The organism is Cellulomonas endometrii (genome assembly GCF_949769265.1).
Lineage (GTDB): Bacteria > Actinomycetota > Actinomycetes > Actinomycetales > Cellulomonadaceae > Cellulomonas > Cellulomonas endometrii.
This window is the reverse complement of sequence record NZ_CATKPC010000032.1, coordinates 1-22,295: the sequence shown is the minus strand read 5'-3', so window position 1 is coordinate 22,295 and position 22,295 is coordinate 1. Positions and strand designations below refer to the sequence as shown.

The window sequence follows — 22,295 nt, the reverse complement described above, 5'->3', positions numbered from 1 at the left end:
CCCGCCATGACCCCGACCCGGCCCCCGCGGTCGGGGACCGCCCCCGGCGGAACCGGGGGGACGGCGCCCTGCGGATCGGCGTGCTGCTGCTGAGCCTGGCCACCGTCGGCAACGTCCTGCTCGCCTGGCTCGACGCCGCCGGCTGAACGCGGCCGGACGAGCCTGACCTGCACGTCGGCGACCGGGTCTACGGTGCCGACATGGACCAGGTGCTCAGTCCCGAGGAGTTCCGCGCCGCCGAGGGCGTCGACGACTGGCGGGTGGTGCGCGGCGAGGCCTGCGCGCAGTTCCGCACCGGGTCGTTCACGACGGGTGTCGAGCTGGTGGACGCCGTCGGCGAGCTCGCGGACGCCGCCGACCACCACCCCGACGTCGAGCTGCGGTACGGGTCGGTGGTGGTGCGCCTGGTCTCGCACGACGTCGGCGGCCTCAGCGACCGGGACGTCGCGCTCGCCCGCCGGATCTCGGCGGCCGCCCGGGAGCTCGACGTGCCGGCCGACCCCGCGGCCCTGGAGCCCGCCTCCCCGGGCCCGGTCGACCGCGACGAGCAGGGCCGCCCCGAGCCGCCACCGGACGGCGACGAGGCCGCCACGCTGATCGGGTACCTGGAGTTCCAGCGGGCGACGCTCGCGTGGAAGACGGAGGGCCTGGACGCCGCGGGGCTCGCGGCGACGATCCACCCGACCACCATGACGCTCGGGGGCCTGCTCAAGCACCTCGCGTACGTCGAGGACGACTGGTGCACCCGGACGCTGCACGACCGGCCGCGCCCGGAGCCGTGGGCGTCGGTCGACTGGCAGGCCGACCCGGACTGGGACTGGCACTCCGCGGCGGACGACTCCCCGGAGCAGCTCCGCGACCAGTGGGGCACGTCCGTGGAGCGGTCCCGGGCGGCGCTGGCCGAGGCGCTCGCGCAGGGCGGGCCCGGGTTCCGCGCGCGCCGGACGTGGCCCGACGGCCGCGCCCCGAGCCTGCGGTGGGTCGTGACGCACCTCGTGGAGGAGTACGCGCGGCACAACGGGCACGCCGACCTGCTGCGCGAGGCGGTCGACGGCCGGACCGGGGAGTAGCGCCGGGTCCGTGACCTGCGTCACTCCGGGCCGGCACCCGGAATGGTCGCCGCGGGCACGGCCGTTGCGGCTCACGTGAGCCTCCTGATGTCGCCCGTGACCCTCCGTGGCACCACGTTCCGCAACCGCGCCTGGCTGGCGCCGATGTGCCAGTACTCCGCCGGCGCGGACGGCGTCCCGACCGACTGGCACCTCGCGCACCTGGGCGCCCGCGCGGTCGGCGGGTTCGGCCTGGTGCTGACCGAGGCGACCGCGGTGGTCCCCGAGGGCCGGATCACGCCGAACGACGTCGGCATCTGGTCGGACGAGCAGGTCGCGGCGTGGCGCCGGATCACCGACTTCGTGCGGAGCCGCGGGGCCGTCGTCGGCGTCCAGCTCGCGCACGCCGGCCGCAAGGCGTCGACCTACCGCGGCTTCGGCGAGGGCTCGGGCACCGTCCCCGCCGCGGACGGCGGCTGGACGACCGTCGGCCCGTCGGACGTCGCGTTCGCCGGCTACGACGCGCCGCAGGAGCTGACGGCCGAGCAGGTCGCGGCCGTCCCGGACCAGTTCGCGGCCGCCACCCGCCGGGCGCTCGACGCCGGCTTCGACCTGGTCGAGGTGCACGCCGCGCACGGGTACCTCCTGCACCAGTTCCTGTCCCCGCTCTCGAACCTCCGCACCGACGCCTGGGGCGGCACCCTGGCCGACCGCGCGCGGCTGCTGCTCGACACGGTCGACGCGGTGCGCGCCGTGCTGCCGGAGGACCGGCCGCTGCTGGTCCGCGTCTCCGCGACCGACTGGACCGAGGGCGGTCTGACCGTCGAGGACGTCGCCCAGGTGGCCGTGTGGCTGCGCGAGCACGGCGTCGACCTGGTCGACGTCTCGACCGGCGGCAACGTCCACGCCACCATCCCGGTGGGCCCCGGGTACCAGGTGCCCGCCGCGCGGACCGTCCGGGAGACCGCCGGCGTCGCGACGTCCGCCGTCGGCCTCATCACCACGCCGGAGCAGGCCGAGCAGGTGCTCGCCGAGGGCTCCGCTGACGCCGTCATGCTCGGGCGCCCGGCGCTGTTCGACCCGCACTGGCCGCTGCGCGCTGCGCACACGCTGGACGACAAGACCCCGGTGCTCGCGCACGACGGCGGCCCCGGAGCGGCCGTGCTGCCGGGCGAGCCGACGGGCTGGCCGGTCCAGTACGCGCGGGGGGCCTGGGGCTGAGCCGTCAGGCGGGGTCGAGGACGAACCCCGTGACGACCGCCAGCACCATGAGCGCGGTCGCGACCGTCCCCGCGACGATGCCGAACACCGCGCGGCCCCGCCCGTGGCCGCCGGTGCTCGCCCGGCGCAGCGCCCACAACCCGAACCAGATCGCGAACGGCCCGAGGACCCAGATCCCCAGGCCGAGCAGCCCCGCGTAGCCCGCGACGATCGACTGCCACGACCGCCCGACGGGCAGCACCCAGTGCAGCGCCTCCCGCGGCCCGGGGCCCGACCGGTCCGGGGCCTGCGGGTACCACGGTCCGGCGTCGGGGTAGGCCGGGGTGGTGCGCACGGGCGGCAGCCGACCGGGCGCGGGTGCGGCGTACGGGTCTCCGGCGGGAGCGGCGGCCGCGACGGACCGGGCGTGCGCGGGCACGGGTCCCCCGGCGGCCCGGTGCGCGCCGACCCGCGCGGGCGCGACCGCCTCCGCGGCCACCGCGACCGGGGCGGTCGCCGTCGCGGGGGCGGTCGCCGTCGCGGGACGTCCGGGGTCGGCCGGTGCCCAGGCCGCTCCGGGCGGCACGACGGCGGCCGGCGGCGGCGCGACCGGCCGGGCGGGGTCCGCGACCACCCGCTCGGTCCACGCCGCGCCGTCGAACCACCGCAGCACGCCCGGCGTCACCCCGTCGGGGTACCAGCCCGGCGCGGCGGCCGGCGTCGACTCCACCATGCGCAGGTCCTCGGCACGCCGGGCCCGCCGCATGACCCCGGCGGGCGGATGTCCCACGTTCGGCGCAGCGGGCGCCGCCTCGGTACGGTCGTCACCGCGCACCGACCCGTACCGACCCACGCGACCTGCGCGACCCGGCGCCCCCTCGCCGCACCAGCCCGACGCACCCCCGACGCACCCGTCCGACGCACCAGCCCGACCCACCCCCAGGAGCTCGCATGCCCGACGCACCGCACGGTGCCGCACCCCGCTCGCACGCCCGTGCGGTCACGGCGCTGCTGCTGCTGGGCGCGGCGCTGGTCGTGCTGGCCGTCACCGACCTGGGCGAGCGGTTCGCCGCCGCCCTGTGGATCGCGGCGGTCGTCGTGCTCCTGGCGGCGCTGGCCCTGGAGGTCCGGGACCTGCGGCTGCGGCGTCGCCCGGCGGGCCGCCGGCCGCGCTGACGCACGCGGCGCACGGACCGGCGCACGCACCGGCGTGTCGCCGGCGCGTCGCCCCGACGCCGTAACCCGCCGGACACCTCCGGCGCGTACCTTCCCTCCACCGGGCGCGCCGCGGCCCCCGGCCACGACCAGCGCGACCAGGAGGGGGCACGGGCGCATGTTCGAGCACGTCGACCCCTTCATCGGGACCGAGGCCACGGCGCTGCCGCCGCAGACGGGCCTCGCCGCGACGTGGTGGTGGCCGAAGCCGCAGGTGGGGAACACCCACCCCGGGGCCACCTACCCGCTCGGGATGGTCAGCGCGTGCGCGTACTCCGGGGCCTACCCGACCGGGTACGGCCGCTACGACCTGTCGACGGAGGGCCTGCCGCCGACGCTGCACACGACGCAGCGGGCGTCGGGGTTCACGCACTTCCAGCAGTCCGGCACGGGCGCGATCCGCAAGTACTACAACTACGTGCGCGTCACCCCGATGCTGCAGCCGCTCGACGACCTGGGCCGGCTGTACGAGCTCGTCGACGAGCGCGCCGAGCCCGGCTACTACGCGGCGACCCTCGACTCCGGCATCCGCTGCGAGGTCACCGTCGGCCCGAAGTCCGCGGTGCACCGGTACACGTTCCCGGCGCACCGCGACGCGCGGCTGGTGATCGACCTCAGCCTCGGCGGGCTGGACATCCCGTACGGCCGGACCGTGCCGCTGCGGGCGCACCTGGAGTCGGTGGCCCCGGGCGTCGCGCAGGGCGAGATCACCGTCGAGGGCGCCCCGCTGGCGGTGCACGTGGAGTGCGACACCCCGCACTGGCGGCAGCTGCTCTGGTACGACCGCCGGCTGATGCCCGGCGGCACGCGCCTCGACTTCGACCGCATCCGGCCGACCACGCTGCGCCCGTTCGGGCTGATGTGGGCCGGTCCCAGCGAGCCGGGCCAGGTCGTCGAGCTGCGGTTCGGGTTCTCGCTGCGCGGGGTCGAGCAGGCGCGGGCGAACCTGCTGCGCGAGTGCGGCCCCGGGCCGTCGTCGTTCACGGAGCGCCGCGCCCGGACCGCCCACGCCTGGCGGCACGAGCTCGCCAAGGTGCAGGTCGACACCCCCTCGGCGGACAAGCAGACGGTGTTGTCGACGGCGCTCTACCACTCCCTCATCAAGCCGTGCCTGGCCCCCGACGAGAGCCCGTTCTGGCCGACCGACACCCCGTTCGCCTACGACATCGCGACCATGTGGGACATCTACCGCACGCAGCTCCCGCTGCTCACGGCGCTGATGCCGGACCGGGCTGTCGAGCTGGCCACCGCGATCCTCCACATCGCCGAGGAGGAGGGGAACTTCCCGATCGGCTACCGGATGGCCCGTGGCGCGGATCGGTTCTCCCGGCAGGGCAGCGCGCTGGCGCACACGTTCCTGGCCGACCTGTGCGCGCTCGGGCTGCCGTTCGACTGGGACTGGGCGCTGGTGCACCTGCACAACGACCTGCGCCGGACGTACGGGGAGGAGTTCCTGCTGCACGGCCGGACCCACCCGATCAGCCACACCCTCGACATCGCGTTCGGGTACTTCTGCACCGCGGTGATCGCGCAGCAGGTCGGCGACCGCACGCTCGTCGGGCAGTTCGCGCCGCTCGCGGCCCGCTGGCGCAACGCGTTCGACCCGGCGACCGGCCTGCTCCGCGACTCGACGTTCTACGAGGGCGGCCGGTGGAACTACTCCTTCCGCCTGCTGCACGACATGGCCGCCCGCATCGACCTGGCCGGGGGCGACGAGGCGTTCGTCGCGCTGCTCGACCGGTTCTTCGGCTACGGCGCGGACCCGGTCGAGCAGCCCGGGCTCGCCCCCACCGAGGAGGAGATGCTCGCCGGGTACGGCCTGCACCGCTTCGAGGGCCTGAACAACGAGCCCGACATGGAGGCGCCCTGGGCCTACCAGTACGCCGGCCGGCCGGACCGCACCGCGGAGGTCGTGCACGCGATCACGCAGCAGCAGTTCGGGACCGGCCGCGGCGGCCTGCCCGGCAACGACGACTCCGGCGGCCTGTCGTCCTGGTACGTGTGGGCGACGCTCGGGCTGTTCCCCGTCGCCGGGCAGAACCTCTTCCTGCTCAACGCGCCCGCGTGGCGCGAGGCCCGCGTCGACGTCGGCGGCAGGCCGCTGACCATCGAGACCACCGGGTTCGTCGAACCCGAGCCCGACCGTCCCGCGCAGCACGTCCAACGGGTGCTGCTGGACGGCGCCGAGCTGGGCCGCACGTGGCTCACCGGCACCGAGCTCCATGCGGGCGGGCGGCTGCAGGTCCACCTCGGCCCCGAGCCGGGCCCGTGGACCGCCGCCGCCCGGCCCCCGTCCCTCAGCACCCTGCCCCACGCACCCGTCCCCGGAGGCACGCCGTGACCGACTCCACCCTCATCGCCGCGACCGACGTCGCACCGCCCCGCCGCGTGGACCGCCGGCTCGTCATCGTCGTCCGTGCCGACCCGGTCATCTGCGGGCACTCCGGCGAGGCGCGCAACCTCGCGGAGGCCGCGCTCGACCGCGGGTTCGACGAGGTCCGCATCGTGACCTGGCCGATCGACCGCCTGCAGGCCGCGGGCCTCCCGCTCAAGCCGCTCGACCGGGTGCTGCCGTACCGGGAGGGCGTGGTCGTCGAGCGTCCCGACCCGGTCGGCGACTACAAGGTGCCGGACGGCCGCTGGGTCGCGGGGCTGATCGGCCGCCTCGTGGAGCTGTTCACCGACGGGGTGCCGACCGTCGCGCTGTCGCTCTACCTGAGCCCGCACGCCACCGCCGTCGCGGACGCCGTGCACGTGGCCCGCCGCACCGGCCTGCCCGTGAACGTGACGACCGTCGCGGAGGCGGTGGGGTCCGACGTCACCAACGTGGTGCGCGCCTGCGTCGAGGCGGACCGGTTCGGCGCCGCCGCGCACGTGCTGTCCTCCTACCTGGAGCACGACGTGTGCCTCGCGGTCTCGGAGTACACCCGCGACCTCATCGTCGCCGAGGCCGAGGCGGTCGACGCGAAGCACGGCACCACGTTCGCCGCGCAGTGCCGCGAGCGCGTCCGCATCTCCTACCCCGCGGTCGACGTCGCCCGGTACCTGTCCCGCGACGACGCCGAGACCGACGCCCTGCTCGCGGCCCGCGGCCTCGACCGGGACGGCTACGTGCTGTACCTGTCGCGGCTCGCGGCGGCCAAGGGCGTGGACGACCTCATCGACGGCTACGCCGCCAGCAGCGCGCCGGGCACGCACCGGCTCGTGATCGCCGGCAACGGCCCCGACGCCGCCCGCCTGCGCGCGCACGCCGCCGCGTCGCCCGTCGCCGACCGGGTGCTGTTCCTCGACGACGTGTCCGACGACGAGAAGCCGCACCTCATGGCCGGCGCCGCCGCGTACGTGCTGCCGAGCAAGCCCCGGCCGGAGTTCGTGGAGACGTTCGGGATCGCGCTCGTGGAGAAGATGCTGTCCGGCGGCGGGCCCGTCATCACCACGGAGACGGGCGGCATCCCCGAGGCCGTCGGGGACACCGCGCTGATCGTGCCCGTGGACGACCCCGCGGCGATCGCCGCCGCGCTCGACCGGGCGCTGCGCATGGCACCGGAGGAGCGAGCGACGCTCGGCGAGCGGGCGCGGGAGTTCGCGCTGCGGTTCGACCGCGCGGCCGTGCTGGACGCGATCCTCGCGCAGGTGGCGGAGGTGGCGCCGGCGCGGTGACATGCGCGCGACCGGCGGCGTGACCGGCGCGCCGGCCGTCGTCCACAGCCGCGAAGACGGGCTGGACAGCGCAGAGCGCGGTGCGGCTAGCGTCGGTACGACCGCGGACGACGGCCACCTGGGTCGGCACAGCCGCACCGAGGAGGACCCGATGGACCCCGTCGTCGAGATCTGGACGCTCGAGGAGATCGCCGACCGCACGTCGTCCCTGCTGGCCGAGGCCGGCCTGGACCTCGAGACGCTCCGGGAGCGCGGTGAGGACGGGATGCTGTCGCCCGAGCAGTGGCCCATCCTGCGCGAGCTCGAGAGCCTGCTGATCCTCGTCGGACGGTGACCGGCTCTCCCGTGGACGACTCCGGGCTCCTCCGGCTCGTCGAGCGGTTCGCTGCGGACCTCCACGGCACCATCGCCGCGGTCCTCCCGAGCGACCCCGGACCGCTCGTCGTCCGCAGGACGCCGGACGAGGTCCACGACGTCTCGGTGCGCCAGGGACCGGACGACGGGATCCCCCTGACCGTCCGCGGCCACGTGCTGCTCCGGCTCTTCCTCACCTACCGCTGCGCCTGGGACCACACCCGCGGGTTCGTCGCCGTGCGCTGGTCGCGGCTCTCGGTCACCGCGGAGGGGTTCGCCGAGCCCCTGTTCCGGTACGACTACGACGAGGCCTCCGACGGGAAGGTCCCGGCCGCGCACCTCAACGTGCACGGCCACCGGGACGAGCTGGTCTTCGCGATGATGGCGGCCGGTCACCGGTTCCGGGGCCGCTCCCGGGCCGCGAGCGTCCGCCGCGGCCGCGTGCCCCGGGTGTCGACCCTGCACTTCCCGCTCGGCGGGCACCGCTTCCGGCCGGCGCTCGAGGACGTGCTGGAGATGGTGGTGCGGGAGTTCGGGCTGGACGCGCGCGACGACTGGGAGGCGGCGGTCGTGGCCGGGCGGGAGCGGTGGCGGGACGTCCAGCTGCGGGCGGCGGTGCGCGACGACCCCGCGGCGGCGACGGCGGCGCTCGTGGCCCTCGGCTACGCGGTCACGCCACCGAGGGTCATGCCCGAGCAGCGCGGGAGGACCGCGGCGGTGTGACCGGGCGCGCCACCGACGGCGCCGGCGCCGGGATCAGTCGCAGTAGTCGCAGACGCCGGTCGCGGGCAGCGCCATCGAGCAGGTCGGGCACAGCCGCACGACCTCCTCGCGCTGCACGGCGCGGGGCTTGGCGGGCGTCGCGGCCCGGGCCCGGGGGGCGGCCGCGGCGCGGGTGCGCGCCGGTGCCACCACGCGAGCGCCCGCAGGCTCCGGCAGGTCGAAACCGCGCCGGCGCAGCAGGGCCTCGATCGCCGGGTCGCCCCCGTGGAACTCGTCCACGGACGCCAGGCGGCCTGTCGCGAAGCGGTGGGCGACGCCCACGATCGCGACGCTCGGGTACCGGCGCCCCTCGTGCTCGAAGGTGCTGCCGGTCAGGGGGTAGCCGTAGACGCCGAGGAAGTCCTGCGCACCACGGGTGTCGTGCTCGGCCATGGCCTGGAGGATGTGCTGTCGCGTCACGGCGGAGAGGGTCGCCACGAGGTCGTACCTTACGTCGTCGGGCGAGCGGCACCGGCCCCGGGCGGGCCCGGGACGCGTCCTCCGAGCAGCCCTTCCCCGCGCGGACCAGCGCGGGAGCCGGTAGGAACGACGACATGACCCGCGTCGGCTTCCACAACTCGCACGAGCAGGTCCACCCCAGCGCGCTCCTCGCCGCGACCCAGCACGCGGAGGAGGCCGGCTTCGACGCCGCGATGTGCTCCGACCACTGGGCGCCGTGGAGCACCAACCAGGGCCACTCCGGGTTCGCCTGGACCTGGCTCGGGTCGGCCCTCGCGACGACCCGGCTGCCCTTCGGGGTGGTGAACGCCCCGGGCCAGCGGTACCACCCGGCGATCATCGCGCAGGCCGCGGCGACGCTGGCGGCCATGTACCCGGGCCGGTTCTGGGTCGCGCTCGGCTCGGGCGAGAACATGAACGAGCACATCACCGGTGACCCGTGGCCGCCGAAGCCGGAGCGGGACGCCCGGCTGCGGGAGTGCGTCCAGGTCATCCGCGCGCTCCTCGCCGGCGAGGAGGTCACGCACCACGGCCTCGTCACGGTGGACCACGCGCAGCTGTGGACGCTCCCCGACGTGCCGCCGCGGCTGATCGGCCCGGCGGTGACCGCCGAGACGGCGCGGGCGCACGCCGACTGGGCCGACGGGCTGGTCACCGTGAACCAGGAGCCGGAGAAGCTGCGCCGGGTGATCGGCGAGTACCGGGACGCCGGCGGCCGCGGCCCCGTGATCCTGCAGGCGCACGTGTCGTACGCGACGGACCCGGACGAGGCCTGGCGGCTGGCCCGGGAGCAGTGGGCGGGCAACGCGGCCGGCCCCCCGGCCGCGTGGGACGTCGCGACCCCGGAGGGGTTCGACGAGCTGGCGCGGACGGTCGACGACGAGACGCTCGGGACCTCGGTGGTCGTCGAGCACGACCCGGAGCGGCTCCGCGACCGGCTGGTCGAGCTGGTCGAGATCGGCTTCGACGAGGTCTACCTGCACCAGGTGGCCACGGACGTGGTCCCGGACCACGACAAGCACGACGACGCGGCACCGACCGTGACCCACCCGCCGTCGTCCCTGGACGCGTTCATCGACCTGGCCGCGGAGCACCTGCTGCCGGCCCTGAAGGCGCTGGACGCCGGGACCGGGGGGGACGACGCGTGAGGATCCGCGACACCGGCGACCTGTGGTGGAAGAACGCGGTCGTCTACTGCCTGGACGTCGAGACGTTCATGGACTGGAACGACGACGGCATCGGCGACCTCCCGGGCCTGGTGCAGCGGCTCGACCACCTCGCCGACCTGGGCATCACCTGCCTGTGGCTGATGCCGTTCTACCCGACGGCCGACCGCGACGACGGCTACGACATCACGGACTTCTACGCGGTCGACCCCCGGCTCGGCGACGCCGGCGACCTGGTGGAGCTGATCCGCACCGCCCGGGACCGGGGCATCCGCGTGATCGCGGACCTGGTCGTCAACCACACCTCGGACCGGCACCCGTGGTTCCGGTCCGCCCGCAGCAGCCCCGACAGCGCGTTCCGGGACTTCTACGTGTGGCGCACCGACGAGCCGCCGCCCACCTCCGACCAGGTGGTGTTCCCCGACCAGGAGCAGGCCATCTGGACGTTCGACGAGCAGGCCGGCGCCTGGTACCGGCACCGGTTCTACCGGCACCAGCCGGACCTCAACACGGCGAACCCGCAGGTGCGGGACGCCATCGCGAAGGTCGTCGGCTACTGGGCGCAGGTCGGGCTGTCCGGCTTCCGGGTCGACGCGGTGCCCTTCATGCTCGCCGACACCGCGAAGTCGCCCGCCGACGACATCGAGCACCCGCACGAGTTCCTCAAGGCGCTGCGCTCGTTCCTCACCCGCCGCACCGGGGACGCGATCCTCATGGGCGAGGTGAACCTCCCGTACGAGGAGCAGCGGCTCTTCTTCGGGGACGGCGACGGCGACGGCTCCGCGGAGGGCGACGAGCTGAACCTGCAGTTCGACTTCGTCGCGATGCAGCAGCTGTACCTGTCGCTGGCCCGGCAGGACGCCGGGCCGGTCGCCCAGGCGCTGCGGGACCGCCCGGAGATCCCGCACGACGCGCAGTGGGCGACGTTCGTGCGGAACCACGACGAGCTGACCCTGGACAAGCTGTCGGACGACGAGCGCGCGGAGGTGTTCGCCGCGTTCGGCCCGGACGAGGACATGCAGGTCTACGGGCGTGGCCTGCGGCGGCGGCTGCCCCCGATGCTCGGCGGCGACCCTCGGCGGGTCCGGATGGTCTACTCGCTGCTCTTCACGCTCCCCGGGACTCCGGTGCTGTTCTACGGCGAGGAGATCGGCATGGGCGAGAACCTGGCCGCCGACGGCCGCCTCGCGGTCCGCACCCCGATGCAGTGGACCTCCGGGACCAACGGCGGCTTCTCGGCCGCGCCCCGGCGCCGGCTGTCCGGGCCGGTGGTCGAGGGCGGCTTCGCCCCCGAGCACGTGAACGTCGCAGACCAGCGACGGGACCCGGACTCGCTGCTCGCGTTCGTGCAGCTGCTGGTGCGCCGGTACCGCGAGTGCCCGGAGCTCGGCTGGGCGTCCCGCGCCGAGATCCTCGACCAGCCGCACGCCGCCGTCCTCGCGCACCGCTGCACCTGGCAGGACGCGTCGATGGTGGCCCTGCACAACCTCGGGCCCGAGGCCGTCACCGTCCCGCTCCGGCTGGCCGACACGGTCCGCACCCCGGGCGAGACGGGGCCGGCCGACGGGACCGCGTCGCGCGCGAGCGGCGCCGACGGGGACCCGGCGGTGCGCCTGGTGGACCTGCTCCAGGACGGCGAGACGGAGGTCGCCCCGGACGGCCGCGTCGAGGTCGAGCTGCCCGCCTACGGCTACCGCTGGCTGCGGGTGGTGCGCCCGGGCGCCCGCCGGCTGCTCTGACGCCGGGCCGGCGCCGGGCGGCGCCAGGCCCGCGCCAGGCCCGCGCCAGGCCCGCGCCGGGCCCGCGCCGGGGTCGTCAGCCGCGCGTGACCGACCAGCGGCCCGCCGCCAGGTCGAGCAGGCGCGGCAGGATCACGTCGCCCGCGACCCGGAGCCCGTCGTGCAGGTGCTCGTTCGTCACCCACACCTGGGCGTTCCCGACGGCGTCCGCGGTGCCGAGGGCCAGGTCGAGGTCGACGTACGGGTCGTCCACGTACTGCACGGCCGCGACCGGCACCTCGTTCGACGCGAGCCGCTCCGGGTCGTAGAGCGCGGGCCAGGACGTGCGAGCCGCGAGCGCCTCGGCGGCCGCACGGAAGGGTCGCAGCGCGCGGATCTCCTCGAACATCCACGGGAACACCGCCTCGCCGGTCAGCCCCAGCGGCCGGGCGGCGGGGTCGAGCCCGGGGTGCCGGTCGAGCTCCGCCTGCGCCGCCCAGCCGCCCGCGCGCTCGCCCTGGTGGTAGATCGCCTCCTGCAGCACCGCGTACAGCGGGTTGGCGTCGAACCCGGTCTGCGTCTGCACCGCCAGGGCGAACGCGTCGTCCGATGCCCCGCCGGCGTCGGGGTCCAGGGTGTCGAGCAGCCAGTGCAGACCGTCGACGCCGGTGCTCATCCCGAGCGGCATCCCGAGGGTCTGCAGGCGGCGCACGGTGAACGGGTCGCCGTCGGGCAGCCGGACGTCCCCGGCGGCGAGCCGGTCCGCGAGCGCCCCGAGCCGCGCCACGTCGCCGGGGTACCGGCGGGCGAACGCCGCGACCCGCGCAGCCTGGCGGGGGAACGTCCGGGTGTACACGTCCTCGGCGGTGGCGTCGACGCCCGGCAACCCGCCGGTGACGTAGCAGGCGGTCAGCGCCCCGGGGTGCCGGGACAGGTACGCGAGCGTGAGGAACCCGCCGTACGACTGGCCGAGGGTCGCCCACCGGCGGCCGCCGTAGACCGCGTGCCGGACGACCTCCGCGTCCTCGACGATCGCGTCCCCCCGGAAGCACGCCAGGTAGTCCGCGGCCTCCTCCCCGGAACCGAACCGCGCCATGGTGCGGCCGTCGACCCGCCCGGAGCGGCCGGTGCCGCGCTGGTCGAGCAGCACCACCCGGTGCGTGCGCAGCGCCGTCGACCACCACCCGCCGCCGAGCGGGCGCGGGCCCATCCCGCCGGGTCCGCCCTGCAGGAACAGCAGCAGCGGGAGGTCCTCCGCGTCGCGCGCCGGGTCGACGACCTCCCGCGCGAACACCTCGATGTCGGGGTAGCGCGTGGGGTCGGCGCGGTCGACGGGGACGGGCACGCGGTGGTCGCGGACCAGCACCGGGGGGACGGCGACGGAGGTGGTCGTGGTCATCCCCGCACCCTAGGCCGACCCGGTCAGGCCCGGGGCGGCGCCGTGCTGCTCCGCGGGACGAGCGTGGTCGGCAGCCGGACGTGCTGCTCGTCGACCGGTGCGCCCTCGAGGAGCCGCAGCAGCAGGTCCACCGCACTCGCGCCGAGCTGCTGGATCTCCTGCCGGACGGTGGTCAGGGCCGGGGCGGTGGACGCCGACTCCGGGATGTCGTCGAAGCCCACGACGGACAGGTCCTCGGGGACGCGGCGCCCGAGGCGGTGCGCGGCGTCGAGGATGCCCATGGCGGACAGGTCGTTGGCCGCGAACACGGCGGTCGGCGGGTCGGCGAGCGCGAGCATCGCCTCGGTGGGCGCGGACGCGGCGTCCCGCCGGTACTCCGCGACGTGCATCAGCAGCGGGTCGACGTCGATCCCGGCCTCAGCGAGCGCCTGCCGGTAGCCGGCCTCGCGCAGCCGGGAGGACTCGAGGTCGGGCCGGCCGCCGAGGAAGCCGATCCGCCGGTGCCCCAGGTCCAGCAGGTGCCGGACGGCCAGGACCGCCCCGCGCTGGTTGTCCGAGTCGACGGTGGGCAGCCCGCCCGGCCCGGCGTGCGGGTCGACCGCGACCACGGGGACGCCGGCGTCGACCTCGACGACGGTCGGGGTGACGAGCACCGCCCCGTCGATGAGCGTTCCGCTGAGCCGGGACAGGTAGCGCTGCTCCCACCCGGCCTGCCCCGGCCGGCCGCCGCCGCCGGTGTACGCGAGCAGGGCGTAGGGCGTCCCGGCGAGCGCGGCGCCGGCGCCCTTGAGGATCTCGGTGCTGAACGGCTCGAACTCGGCGACGAGGATGCCGATGACGTGCGTCCGGTGGGAGCGCAGGCTGCGCGCGACCAGGCTGGACTCGTACCCGAGGTCCGCCACGACCTGCTGCACGTGCGCGGCGGTGGTGCGGGCGATGCCGTCCCGCCCGTTGATCACCTTGGACACCGTGGCCACCGAGACGCCGGCCTCGCGGGCGACGTCGGTGATCGTCACCCGATTCCTCATGTCCTGATCGTAGTGGTTGCGAAACCGTTATCGACATCGGTTGACACGTTAGTTCCACGGCTGCCAGAGTCGGCCCTGCAACCCCAGTCAGCGACGACGAGGAGCCCGTCATGGACGACGAGCGAGACCACGCACGGCACCGGTCGACGGGTCGCCCGGGCGCCACGCCGAGCGACTGAGCGCAGCACCCCGACGCACCAGGGCGTCGTCCGGCCCCCCGGGCCGGCGCCCCGCGTCCGTACCTCCGGTCCCCCTCCCGGGGAGGCCGTCACTCTGTTCAACTCAACGAAGAGGGCAGATCTGATGAAGGCAAGGAAGACCCTGGCGGTCCCGGCCGTCCTCCTCCTGGGCGCACTGGGCCTCAGCGCCTGCGGCTCCGGCGGCGACGACTCGGGCTCGGGCGGTGGCGGGGACGTCGAGATGACGTTCTGGCACAACTCGACCACCGGCCCCGGCAAGGCGTACTGGGAGAGCACGGTCGCCGACTTCGAGGAGGCCAACCCGGGCGTCACGATCACCGTCCAGTCCATCCAGAACGAGGACATGGACGGCAAGCTGCAGACCGCCCTGAACTCGGGCGACGCGCCGGACATCTTCATGGCCCGCGGCGGCGGCAAGCTCGCCGACGTGGTCGAGGCCGGCCAGGCGCAGGACATCACCGACCTGATCGACGACTCGACCCGCGAGGCGGTCGGCGACGCGGCGCTCAACGCGTTCTCCGTCGACGGCAAGGTCTACGGCATGCCGACCGCGGTCCTGCCCGGCGGCATCTACTACAGCAAGGACCTGTTCGCGCAGGCCGGCATCACCGAGACGCCGACCACCTTCGCGGAGCTCGACGACGCCGTCACCAAGCTCAAGGCCGCCGGCATCCAGCCGATCGCCCTGGGCGCCAAGGACGCCTGGCCCGCCGCGCACTGGTACTACTTCTTCGCCCTGCGCGAGTGCTCGCAGGAGACGATGGACACCGCCGCCAAGGAGATGTCCTTCGACGACCCGTGCTGGACCGCCGCCGGGGAGGACCTGGAGGAGTTCGCCGGGACCGAGCCGTTCAACGAGGGCTACCTGACGACCACCGCCCAGCAGGGCGCCGGCTCGTCCGCCGGCCTGATCGCCAACCACCAGGCCGCCATGGAGCTCATGGGCGCCTGGGACCCGGGCGTCATCGCCTCCCTGACCGCCGACCAGAAGCCCCTGCCGGACCTCGGCTGGTTCCCCTTCCCGGCGGTCGACGGCGGCGAGGGCGACCCCACCGCGATGATGGGTGGCGTCGACGGCTTCACCTGCTCGGCCGAGGCGCCGCCGGAGTGCGCGGACTTCCTCAACTTCTTCATGCAGAAGGAGTACCAGGAGGGCTACGCGGAGGCGTTCGTGACGCTCCCCGCCAGCAAGGAGGCCCAGGGCGTCGTCACCGACCCCGCCCTGGCCGACGTGCTCGCGTCCTACAACGACGCCGCCTACGTCACGGTCTGGCTGGACACGATGTTCGGCCAGAACGTCGGCAACGCGCTGAACGCGGGCGTCGTCGAGATGCTCGCCGGTGACGGCGACGCGGCCGGGATCGTCGAGGCCGTGAACGCGGCAGCAGCCAAGGAGTAACCAGCACCATGAGCGACTACTCGCAGGGCGAGGGCCCGCTGGTCATGACGTCGCCCGGTGGTCGCTCCGCGGGCGGGGACGGTGCCGTCACGGCGCCGTCCCCGGCCCGCCGGCCGCGCCGCCGCGGGGGTGACTGGCGCCAGCGCCTGGAGATCACCCTCCTGTCCGGCCCAGCCATCCTGATCTTCCTGGCCTTCGTCATCTTCCCCGTCGTGATGGCGGCCTACTACGGGTTCTTCAAGTGGAAGGGCTTCGGCGCCCCCACCGACTTCGTCGGCCTGGAGAACTACGCCACGATCCTGCAGGACCCCACGTTCCTCGACGCGCTCCGGCACAACGCGGTCATCGTGATCCTGTCCCTGGTGCTCCAGGGGCCGGCCGCCGTGATCCTCGCGCTGCTGCTCAACCGCAGGATGCGCGGGCGCTCGATCATCCGGGTCCTGATCTTCGTCCCCTACGTGATCTCCGAGGTCATCGTCGGCACGGGCTGGAGCCTCATGCTCCAGACCACCGGTGCCGTGAACGACCTGCTCGGCAAGATCGGCCTCGAGGGGTGGGCCGTCGACTGGCTGTCCGACCCGGACGTCGCGATCTGGTCGCTGATGATCATCATCACCTGGAAGTACATCGGCTTCGCCGTCATCCTGTTCCTGGCCGGGCTGCAGTCCATCCCGGAGGAGCTGCACGAGGCCGCCGCGATCGACGGGGCCACCTACTGGCAGGCCCAGCGGGCCATCACGCTGCCGCTGCTCGGCCCGACCATCCGCATCTGGGCGTTCCTGTCGATCATCGGGTCGCTCCAGCTGTTCGACCTCATCTACATCATCTGGGGCCAGTACGTCGCCGCCACGGCGGGCACGTCCACCATGGCCACCTACATGGTCGTCAACGGCCGCAACGCCGGGAACTACGGGTTCGGCAACGCCGTCGCCGTGCTCCTGTTCCTCATCTCGCTGGTCATCGCGCTGACCTACCAGCGGTTCGTGCTGCGGCGGGACACCGAGGGCGCGCTCACCGAGAGGAAGAAGTGATGGCCGCCACCGCCGTGCAGGCAACCCCGCTGCCCTCCCCGACCGCCGCGCCGCGCCGCCGCCGGTCGACGCTGGACCGGGTCAACCCCATGGTCTACGTCGTCGCGTGGCTGCTCGTCGGCGTCTGCATCGGGCCCGTCGCGTACATCGTGCTCGGCGGCCTGCGGACGAACTCGCAGATCACCCAGGACCCGTCCGGCTTCCCCACCACGTGGGAGTTCGGCAACTACGGGGACGTGCTCACCAGCTCGCTGTTCTGGCAGCAGTTCGGCAACTCGGTCATCTGCGGCATCGCGACGACCATCGGCGTGGTGATCCTGGGCGTCATGGCGAGCTTCGTGCTCGCGCGCTACCAGTTCCGCGGCCGCGGGGCGATGTACTCGCTGTTCGCCGCGGGCCTGATGTTCCCGATGACGGTGGCGATCACGCCGCTGTACATCATGATCCGGAACCTCGGGCTGATGAACTCCCTGGGCGGCATCATCCTGCCGCAGATCGCGTTCGCCCTGCCGACGACCATCATCATCCTGGTGCCGTTCCTGCGGGCCATCCCCAAGGAGCTGGAGGAGGCCGCGTCCATCGACGGCGCGAGCCGGCTCGGGTTCTTCTTCCGGATGGTCGTCCCGCTGTCGGTGCCCGGCGTCGTGACCGTGGGCATCCTCGCGTTCGTGGCGAGCTGGAACAGCTACATGCTGCCGCTGTTCGTCCTGAACGACGAGTCGGCGTACACGCTCCCGCTCGGCGTGCAGTCGTTCGCGTCGCAGTACTCCGTGGACACGGCCCGGGTGCTCGCGTTCACGTCGCTGTCGATGATCCCGGCCCTGGTGTTCTTCTCGCTGTTCGAGCGGCGGATCGTCGGCGGCCTCACCGGCGCCGTCAAGGGCTGACGCCCCGCTCGCTCCCGCTCCGCTCCACCTCGACGAAGGAGAAGGACCGCGTGTCCCAGATCCCTGCCCTGCCCACCGTCTCCGAGCGGGTCCGCGCCCTGCACGCGCAGATGACGCTGGAGGAGAAGCTCGCCCAGCTCGTGGGCTACTGGCTGGACCAGAACGGGACCGTGGCCCCGATGCAGTCCGAGATGGCCGCCGGCCAGAAGGACGCCGGGCTGCTGCCCGAGGTCACCCGGCACGGCCTGGGGCACTACACCCGGGTGTACGGCACCCGGCCCGTGGAGCCCGCCGAGCGGGCCGCGTGGCTGTGGGCGGAGCAGCGCCGGCTCAAGCGGGAGACCCGCCTGGGCATCCCCGCGCTGGTGCACGAGGAGTGCCTCACCGGCCTGGCCGCGTGGCAGGCCGCGACGTTCCCGACGCCGCTGGCGTGGGGCGCGGCGTTCGACCCGGACCTGGTCCACGAGGTCGGCCGGGCCATCGGCGACTCGATGCGCGAGCTCGGCGTGCACCAGGGCCTGGCCCCGGTGCTCGACGTCATCCAGGACCCGCGCTGGGGCCGGGTCGACGAGTGCATCGCGGAGGACCCGTACCTGGTCGGCACGGTGGGCACGGCGTACGTGCGTGGCATGCAGGAGGCCGGGGTGCACGCCACCCTCAAGCACTTCGTCGGGTACTCCGGCTCCCGCGCCGGCCGGAACCACGCGCCCGTGTCCGCCGGTCCGCGCGAGGTGGCCGACGTGTACCTCCCGCCGTTCGAGATGGCGGTGCGCGACGGCGGCGTCCGCTCGGTGATGAACGCCTACACCGAGATCGACGGCGTGCCGATGGCGTCGGACCCGACGTACCTGACCGGGCTGCTCCGCGAGCGCTGGGGCTTCGACGGCGTGGTCGTCGCGGACTACTTCGCCGTCGCGTTCCTCGAGGTGATGCACGCGGTGGCCGCGGACCGGGGCGACGCGGCGGCCCAGGCGCTGACCGCGGGCATCGACGTGGAGCTGCCCACCGGCGACGCCTACCTGGAGCCGCTGGCCGAGCGCGTCCGCTCGGGGCTCCTGGACGAGGGCTACGTCGACCGGGCGGTGCTGCGCGCCCTCGCGCAGAAGGAGGAGCTCGGGCTGCTCGACCCCGACGCGTACGAGGACGAGCCCCCCGCCACCGTGGACCTCGACTCGCCGCGGCACCGGGAGCTCGCCCGCCGCCTGGCGGACGAGTCGGTCGTGCTGCTCGCGAACGACGGGCTGCTGCCGCTGGCCGGCGGCAGGGGCCCGGCGCCCGCCCGGGTCGCCGTGGTCGGGCCGAACGCGGCCCGCCCGCAGGCCCTGATGGGCTGCTACTCGTTCGCGAACCACGTGCTGGCCCACCACCCGGACGTGCCGCTCGGCTTCGAGATCGCGAGCGTCCTCGACGCGCTCGGCCCGGCCTTCGACGAGGCCGGCGCCCCTCGGCCGGAGATCGTGCACGCCCCCGGCTGCGCCGTCGAGGGCGACGACACGTCCGGCTTCGCCGCGGCCGTCGACGCCGTCGCGTCCGCGGACGTGGCCGTCGTGGTCGTCGGCGACGACGCCGGCCTGTTCGGCCGCGGGACCGTGGGCGAGGGCAACGACGTCGAGTCCCTGGAGCTGCCCGGCGTGCAGCGCCGCCTGGTCGAGGAGCTGCTGACCACCGGGACCCCGGTCGTGCTCGTGCTGCTGACCGGCCGGCCGTACGCGATCGGCTGGGCCCTGGACGGCGAGGGCCCGCGCCCCGCGGCCGTCGTGCAGGCGTTCTTCCCCGGCGAGCGGGGCGGCGAGGCGGTGGCCGGCGTGCTGACCGGCGCCGTGCACCCCTCCGGCCGGCTCCCCGTCTCCCTGCCGCGGTCGACCGGGTCGCAGCCCTACGGGTACCTGCACCCCCTGCTCGGCGGCCCGTCGGACGTCACGGCCGCCGACTCGACGCCGGTCCGGCCGTTCGGCTTCGGCCTGACGTACACGACCTTCGGGTACGACGACCTGGTGGTCGACCCCTCGATCGCGGCCGGCGGCACGTTCACGGCCGCCGTCACGGTGACCAACACCGGCGACCGCCGCGGCACCGAGACGGTCCAGCTCTACGCCCACGACGTCCTCGCGACGGTCACCCGCCCGGTGGCGCAGCTGCTCGGCTACGCCCGCGTCGACCTGGAGCCGGGCGAGCAGCGCCGCGTCACGTTCACCGTGCCGACGACGCGGCTGGCGTTCTCCGACCGGCGGATGGTCCGCGTGGTGGAGCCCGGCGACGTCGAGGTGTGGGTCGCTTCGCACGCCGGCACCCCCGCCGGGCGCGAGCTCGGGGACACGACCGGCGGCGCGATCAGCAGCCACCGCGCCGGCGAGCGGCACGCGTTCCCCGGCACGGCGACGCCCCGCGCCGTCCTCGCCGTCACGGGCGACGTGCACGAGGTCACCGGCGAGGACCCGCGGTTCGTCGAGGTGAAGGTCACCGCCCTGTGACGACGGTCGACAACCCGGTCCTGCCGGGCTGCTACCCGGATCCCTCGATCTGCAGGGTCGGCGACGACTACTACCTGGTCACGTCGACGTTCGAGTACCTCCCGGGGCTGCCGGTGCTGCACAGCCGGGACCTCGTGTCCTGGGAGCAGGTCGGGCACGTCGTCGACCGCCCCGGCCAGCTCGACTACGCGGGCATCGGGTCCTCGGGCGGCCTGTACGCCCCGACGATCCGGCACCACGACGGCACGTTCTGGGTGGTCTGCACGCTCGTCGACCGCGACGACCCCGCGCGCGGCGGGCACTTCCTGGTCACCGCGACCGACCCGGCGGGCCCGTGGTCCGACCCGGTGTGGCTGGACGCCGACGGCATCGACCCGTCGATCTTCTTCGACGACGACGGCCGGGTCTGGGTGCACGGCACCCGCCTGGCCCGCGAGCCGCAGTGGCACGACCAGACCGAGGTGTGGATCCGGGAGCTCGACCCGGAGACCCGCGCGCTGACCGGCCCGGAGCACGTGGTGTGGACCGGGGCGCTCCGGGACGTCGTCTGGGCGGAGGGACCGCACCTGTACCGCGTCGACGGGGCCTACTACCTGCTCGCGGCGGAGGGCGGCACCGAGTTCCACCACGCCGTCAGCGTCGCGCGCGCCGAGCACGTCACCGGCCCGTACGTCGGGAACAAGGGCAACCCCGTGCTCACGCACCGGCACCTGGGCCGCGGCAGCGACGTGGTCGGGGTGGGTCACGCCGACCTGGTCCAGGCGGCGGACGGCAGCTGGTGGGCCGTCCTGCTCGGCATGCGCCCGTACGGCGGCTACCACTACCCGCTCGGGCGCGAGACGTTCCTGGTGCCCGTCGTCTGGGAGGACGGCTGGCCGGTGTTCGCCCCCGGGGCGGGCCGCGTCCCGGCGTCGGTCGACGTGCCGTTCGCCGAGGCGTGGCGCCCCGGCGTCGTGCAGGGGCGGGCCTCCGGGGTCGTGCGGCCCGACGACCCGCGCTGGACGTCGCTGCGCGCGCTGCCGTCCGAGGTCGCGACCGCGCTCGACGAGGGCTGGGACCTGCCGCTGCGGCCGACCACCCTCGCCGACCCCGAGGCGTCCGCGTTCCTCGGCGTGCGCCTGCAGCACCGCGCGGCGGACGTCCGCGCCACCCTGCGGGCCGACCTGGCCCCCGGCGAGGAGTGCGGGATCGCCGTGCGGCAGTCCGAGGACGACCACGTGCGGCTCGCGGCGGCGCCGGGCGCGGACGGGTCGTGGCGGGTCCGCGCGATCCACCGGCAGGGCGGCACGGACCGCGTGCTCGGCGAGACGGTGCTGCCCGCGGCCGGGTCGGACGCGGACCTCGTGCTCACCGCCCGGGTCCGCGACGTCGACGTCGACCTGCTGGCCGCCGCCGGCGCCGGGGAGCCGGTCGTCGTCGCGCGGGCCGACGCCCGCACGCTCGACTCCGTGTCCACCGGCGGGTTCCTCGGCCTGTGGGTCGGGGTGCACGCCACCAGCAACGGCCGCCCGACGACGTCGCGCGTGCGGCTGCGCACGCTGGAGTACCTGCCCGTCCCGTGACGCACGCGCGCCACCGACGCCCTGGAGAGCCGACGTGTACGTCGACCTGCCCGAGCCCGCGCTCTGGTCCCACCGCAGCGCCCTCGTCGACCCCGACGACTTCGACGCGTTCTGGCGCGGGACGCTCGCGACGTCGCGCGCCGCGACCACGGCCGTCGACGTGCGCCCCGTCCCGACGCCGCTCCGGACGATCGAGACGTTCGACGTGACGTTCCCCGGCTACCGCGGCGACCCCGTGCGGGCCTGGTACCGGCGGCCGGCGGGCGTCGCGGCCGACCTGCCCCTCGTCGTGCAGTACGTCGGGTACGGGGGCGGCCGCGGGCACGTCCTGGACAACCTCGGCTGGGCGTCGGCCGGCTTCGCGCACCTGTACATGGACACCCGCGGGCAGGGGTCCGGCTGGAGCACCGGCGACACCCCGGACCCGTGGGGCACCGGCCCGCAGGCGCCCGGGGTGATGACGCGCGGCATCACCGCCCCGGAGACCTACTACTACACGCGGCTCGTCACGGACGCGGTGCTGGCGGTCGACGCGGGGCGCGCGCTGCCCGGCGTGGACCCGGGGCGGGGGGCCGTCGGCGGGGGGGGCCCGGGCGGGGGGCCGGGCCTCGCCCCCCGCGCGCCGGCCGGCCGCCCCCCCCGGGTCGCCCCCGGGCCGTTCCCGTGCGGCGGCGCCCCCGCCCCCCGGGGCCCCCCCAGCCCCCCCCTTGCCGGGGGCCCGGGGCAGCCCCCCGG

The 22,295-nt window shown here is 75.0% G+C and carries 19 protein-coding genes; 15 read left to right on the top strand and 4 right to left on the bottom strand.

The window, feature by feature from the left end:
* Nucleotides 1-200: 200 nt before the first annotated feature.
* Together QNH85_RS19980 and QNH85_RS19595 are read left to right on the top strand one after the other, a co-directional pair.
* Nucleotides 201-1,070 (top strand): DinB family protein, encoded by an 870-nt coding sequence (locus QNH85_RS19980; RefSeq protein WP_346016354.1) that lies wholly within the window; start codon nt 201-203, stop codon nt 1,068-1,070.
* 87 nt (nt 1,071-1,157) lie between these two features.
* On the top strand, nt 1,158-2,270 hold the full coding sequence (locus QNH85_RS19595) for an NADH:flavin oxidoreductase/NADH oxidase (protein WP_282949097.1): 1,113 nt from the start codon (nt 1,158-1,160) through the stop codon (nt 2,268-2,270).
* 4 nt (nt 2,271-2,274) lie between these two features.
* Here QNH85_RS19595 and QNH85_RS19590 read toward each other — a convergent pair whose 3' ends face one another.
* Entirely contained in the window at nt 2,275-2,982 is a 708-nt protein-coding gene (locus tag QNH85_RS19590) for a DUF2510 domain-containing protein (RefSeq protein WP_282949095.1), read from the bottom strand.
* Between the two features lie 218 nt (nt 2,983-3,200).
* On the opposite strand from QNH85_RS19590, the gene QNH85_RS19585 reads away from it, so the two are divergent.
* From QNH85_RS19585 to QNH85_RS19565, 5 genes are all read left to right on the top strand, one after another.
* Complete coding sequence (locus QNH85_RS19585; RefSeq protein WP_282949093.1) at nt 3,201-3,425, top strand: hypothetical protein; 225 nt, start codon at nt 3,201-3,203, stop codon at nt 3,423-3,425.
* Between the two features lie 157 nt (nt 3,426-3,582).
* Nucleotides 3,583-5,805, top strand: a complete 2,223-nt coding sequence (locus tag QNH85_RS19580; protein ID WP_282949091.1) for a glycoside hydrolase domain-containing protein — start codon at nt 3,583-3,585, stop codon at nt 5,803-5,805.
* Complete coding sequence (locus QNH85_RS19575) at nt 5,802-7,124, top strand: glycosyltransferase (RefSeq protein ID WP_282949089.1); 1,323 nt, start codon at nt 5,802-5,804, stop codon at nt 7,122-7,124. The genes QNH85_RS19580 and QNH85_RS19575 overlap by 4 nt, the downstream gene beginning before the upstream one ends.
* Nucleotides 7,125-7,275: 151 nt before the next feature.
* Nucleotides 7,276-7,458: a hypothetical protein gene (locus QNH85_RS19570; protein ID WP_282949087.1), complete on the top strand. Its 183-nt coding sequence runs from the start codon at nt 7,276-7,278 to the stop codon at nt 7,456-7,458.
* Nucleotides 7,455-8,201 carry a hypothetical protein gene (locus QNH85_RS19565; protein WP_282949085.1) on the top strand — a complete coding sequence of 249 codons (747 nt, stop codon included), beginning with the start codon at nt 7,455-7,457 and terminating at the stop codon, nt 8,199-8,201. Before QNH85_RS19570 ends, QNH85_RS19565 begins: the two co-directional genes overlap by 4 nt.
* A 33-nt stretch (nt 8,202-8,234) precedes the next feature.
* Here QNH85_RS19565 and QNH85_RS19560 read toward each other — a convergent pair whose 3' ends face one another.
* Entirely contained in the window at nt 8,235-8,660 is a 426-nt protein-coding gene (locus QNH85_RS19560) for a ScoMcrA-related endonuclease (RefSeq protein ID WP_282949084.1), read from the bottom strand.
* Nucleotides 8,661-8,794: 134 nt separating this feature from the next.
* Between QNH85_RS19560 and QNH85_RS19555 the strand changes: the two genes are divergently transcribed.
* Complete coding sequence (locus QNH85_RS19555; RefSeq protein WP_282949082.1) at nt 8,795-9,847, top strand: TIGR03885 family FMN-dependent LLM class oxidoreductase; 1,053 nt, start codon at nt 8,795-8,797, stop codon at nt 9,845-9,847.
* A complete protein-coding gene (locus tag QNH85_RS19550; protein ID WP_282949080.1) occupies nt 9,844-11,604 on the top strand; it encodes an alpha-amylase family protein in 1,761 nt (586 codons plus the stop codon). Before QNH85_RS19555 ends, QNH85_RS19550 begins: the two co-directional genes overlap by 4 nt.
* A 76-nt stretch (nt 11,605-11,680) precedes the next feature.
* Here QNH85_RS19550 and QNH85_RS19545 read toward each other — a convergent pair whose 3' ends face one another.
* Nucleotides 11,681-12,982, bottom strand: a complete 1,302-nt coding sequence (locus tag QNH85_RS19545; protein WP_282949079.1) for an alpha/beta fold hydrolase — start codon at nt 12,980-12,982, stop codon at nt 11,681-11,683.
* Between the two features lie 23 nt (nt 12,983-13,005).
* Nucleotides 13,006-14,010 carry a LacI family DNA-binding transcriptional regulator gene (locus QNH85_RS19540; RefSeq protein ID WP_213282149.1) on the bottom strand — a complete coding sequence of 335 codons (1,005 nt, stop codon included), beginning with the start codon at nt 14,008-14,010 and terminating at the stop codon, nt 13,006-13,008.
* 303 nt (nt 14,011-14,313) lie between these two features.
* Here QNH85_RS19540 and QNH85_RS19535 point away from each other — a divergent pair, with 303 nt between their 5' ends.
* The 6 genes from QNH85_RS19535 to QNH85_RS19510 form a co-directional block, all read left to right on the top strand.
* On the top strand, nt 14,314-15,609 hold the full coding sequence (locus QNH85_RS19535; RefSeq protein ID WP_282949078.1) for an extracellular solute-binding protein: 1,296 nt from the start codon (nt 14,314-14,316) through the stop codon (nt 15,607-15,609).
* A gap of 44 nt (nt 15,610-15,653) precedes the next feature.
* Nucleotides 15,654-16,640, top strand: coding sequence for a carbohydrate ABC transporter permease (locus QNH85_RS19530; protein ID WP_282949100.1), 987 nt, complete (start codon nt 15,654-15,656; stop codon nt 16,638-16,640).
* On the top strand, nt 16,640-17,527 hold the full coding sequence (locus QNH85_RS19525) for a carbohydrate ABC transporter permease (RefSeq protein WP_282949076.1): 888 nt from the start codon (nt 16,640-16,642) through the stop codon (nt 17,525-17,527). Before QNH85_RS19530 ends, QNH85_RS19525 begins: the two co-directional genes overlap by 1 nt.
* Nucleotides 17,528-17,637: 110 nt before the next feature.
* Nucleotides 17,638-19,998, top strand: coding sequence for a beta-xylosidase/alpha-l-arabinosidase (locus QNH85_RS19520; protein WP_282949099.1), 2,361 nt, complete (start codon nt 17,638-17,640; stop codon nt 19,996-19,998).
* The gene (locus tag QNH85_RS19515; protein ID WP_282949074.1) at nt 19,995-21,560 is read left to right on the top strand and encodes a glycoside hydrolase family 43 protein; all 1,566 of its coding nucleotides are present in this window, start codon (nt 19,995-19,997) and stop codon (nt 21,558-21,560) included. The genes QNH85_RS19520 and QNH85_RS19515 overlap by 4 nt, the downstream gene beginning before the upstream one ends.
* A 34-nt stretch (nt 21,561-21,594) precedes the next feature.
* Nucleotides 21,595-22,295 (top strand): acetylxylan esterase (locus QNH85_RS19510; RefSeq protein WP_282949073.1); only part of this gene is annotated, 701 nt, incomplete at its 3' end.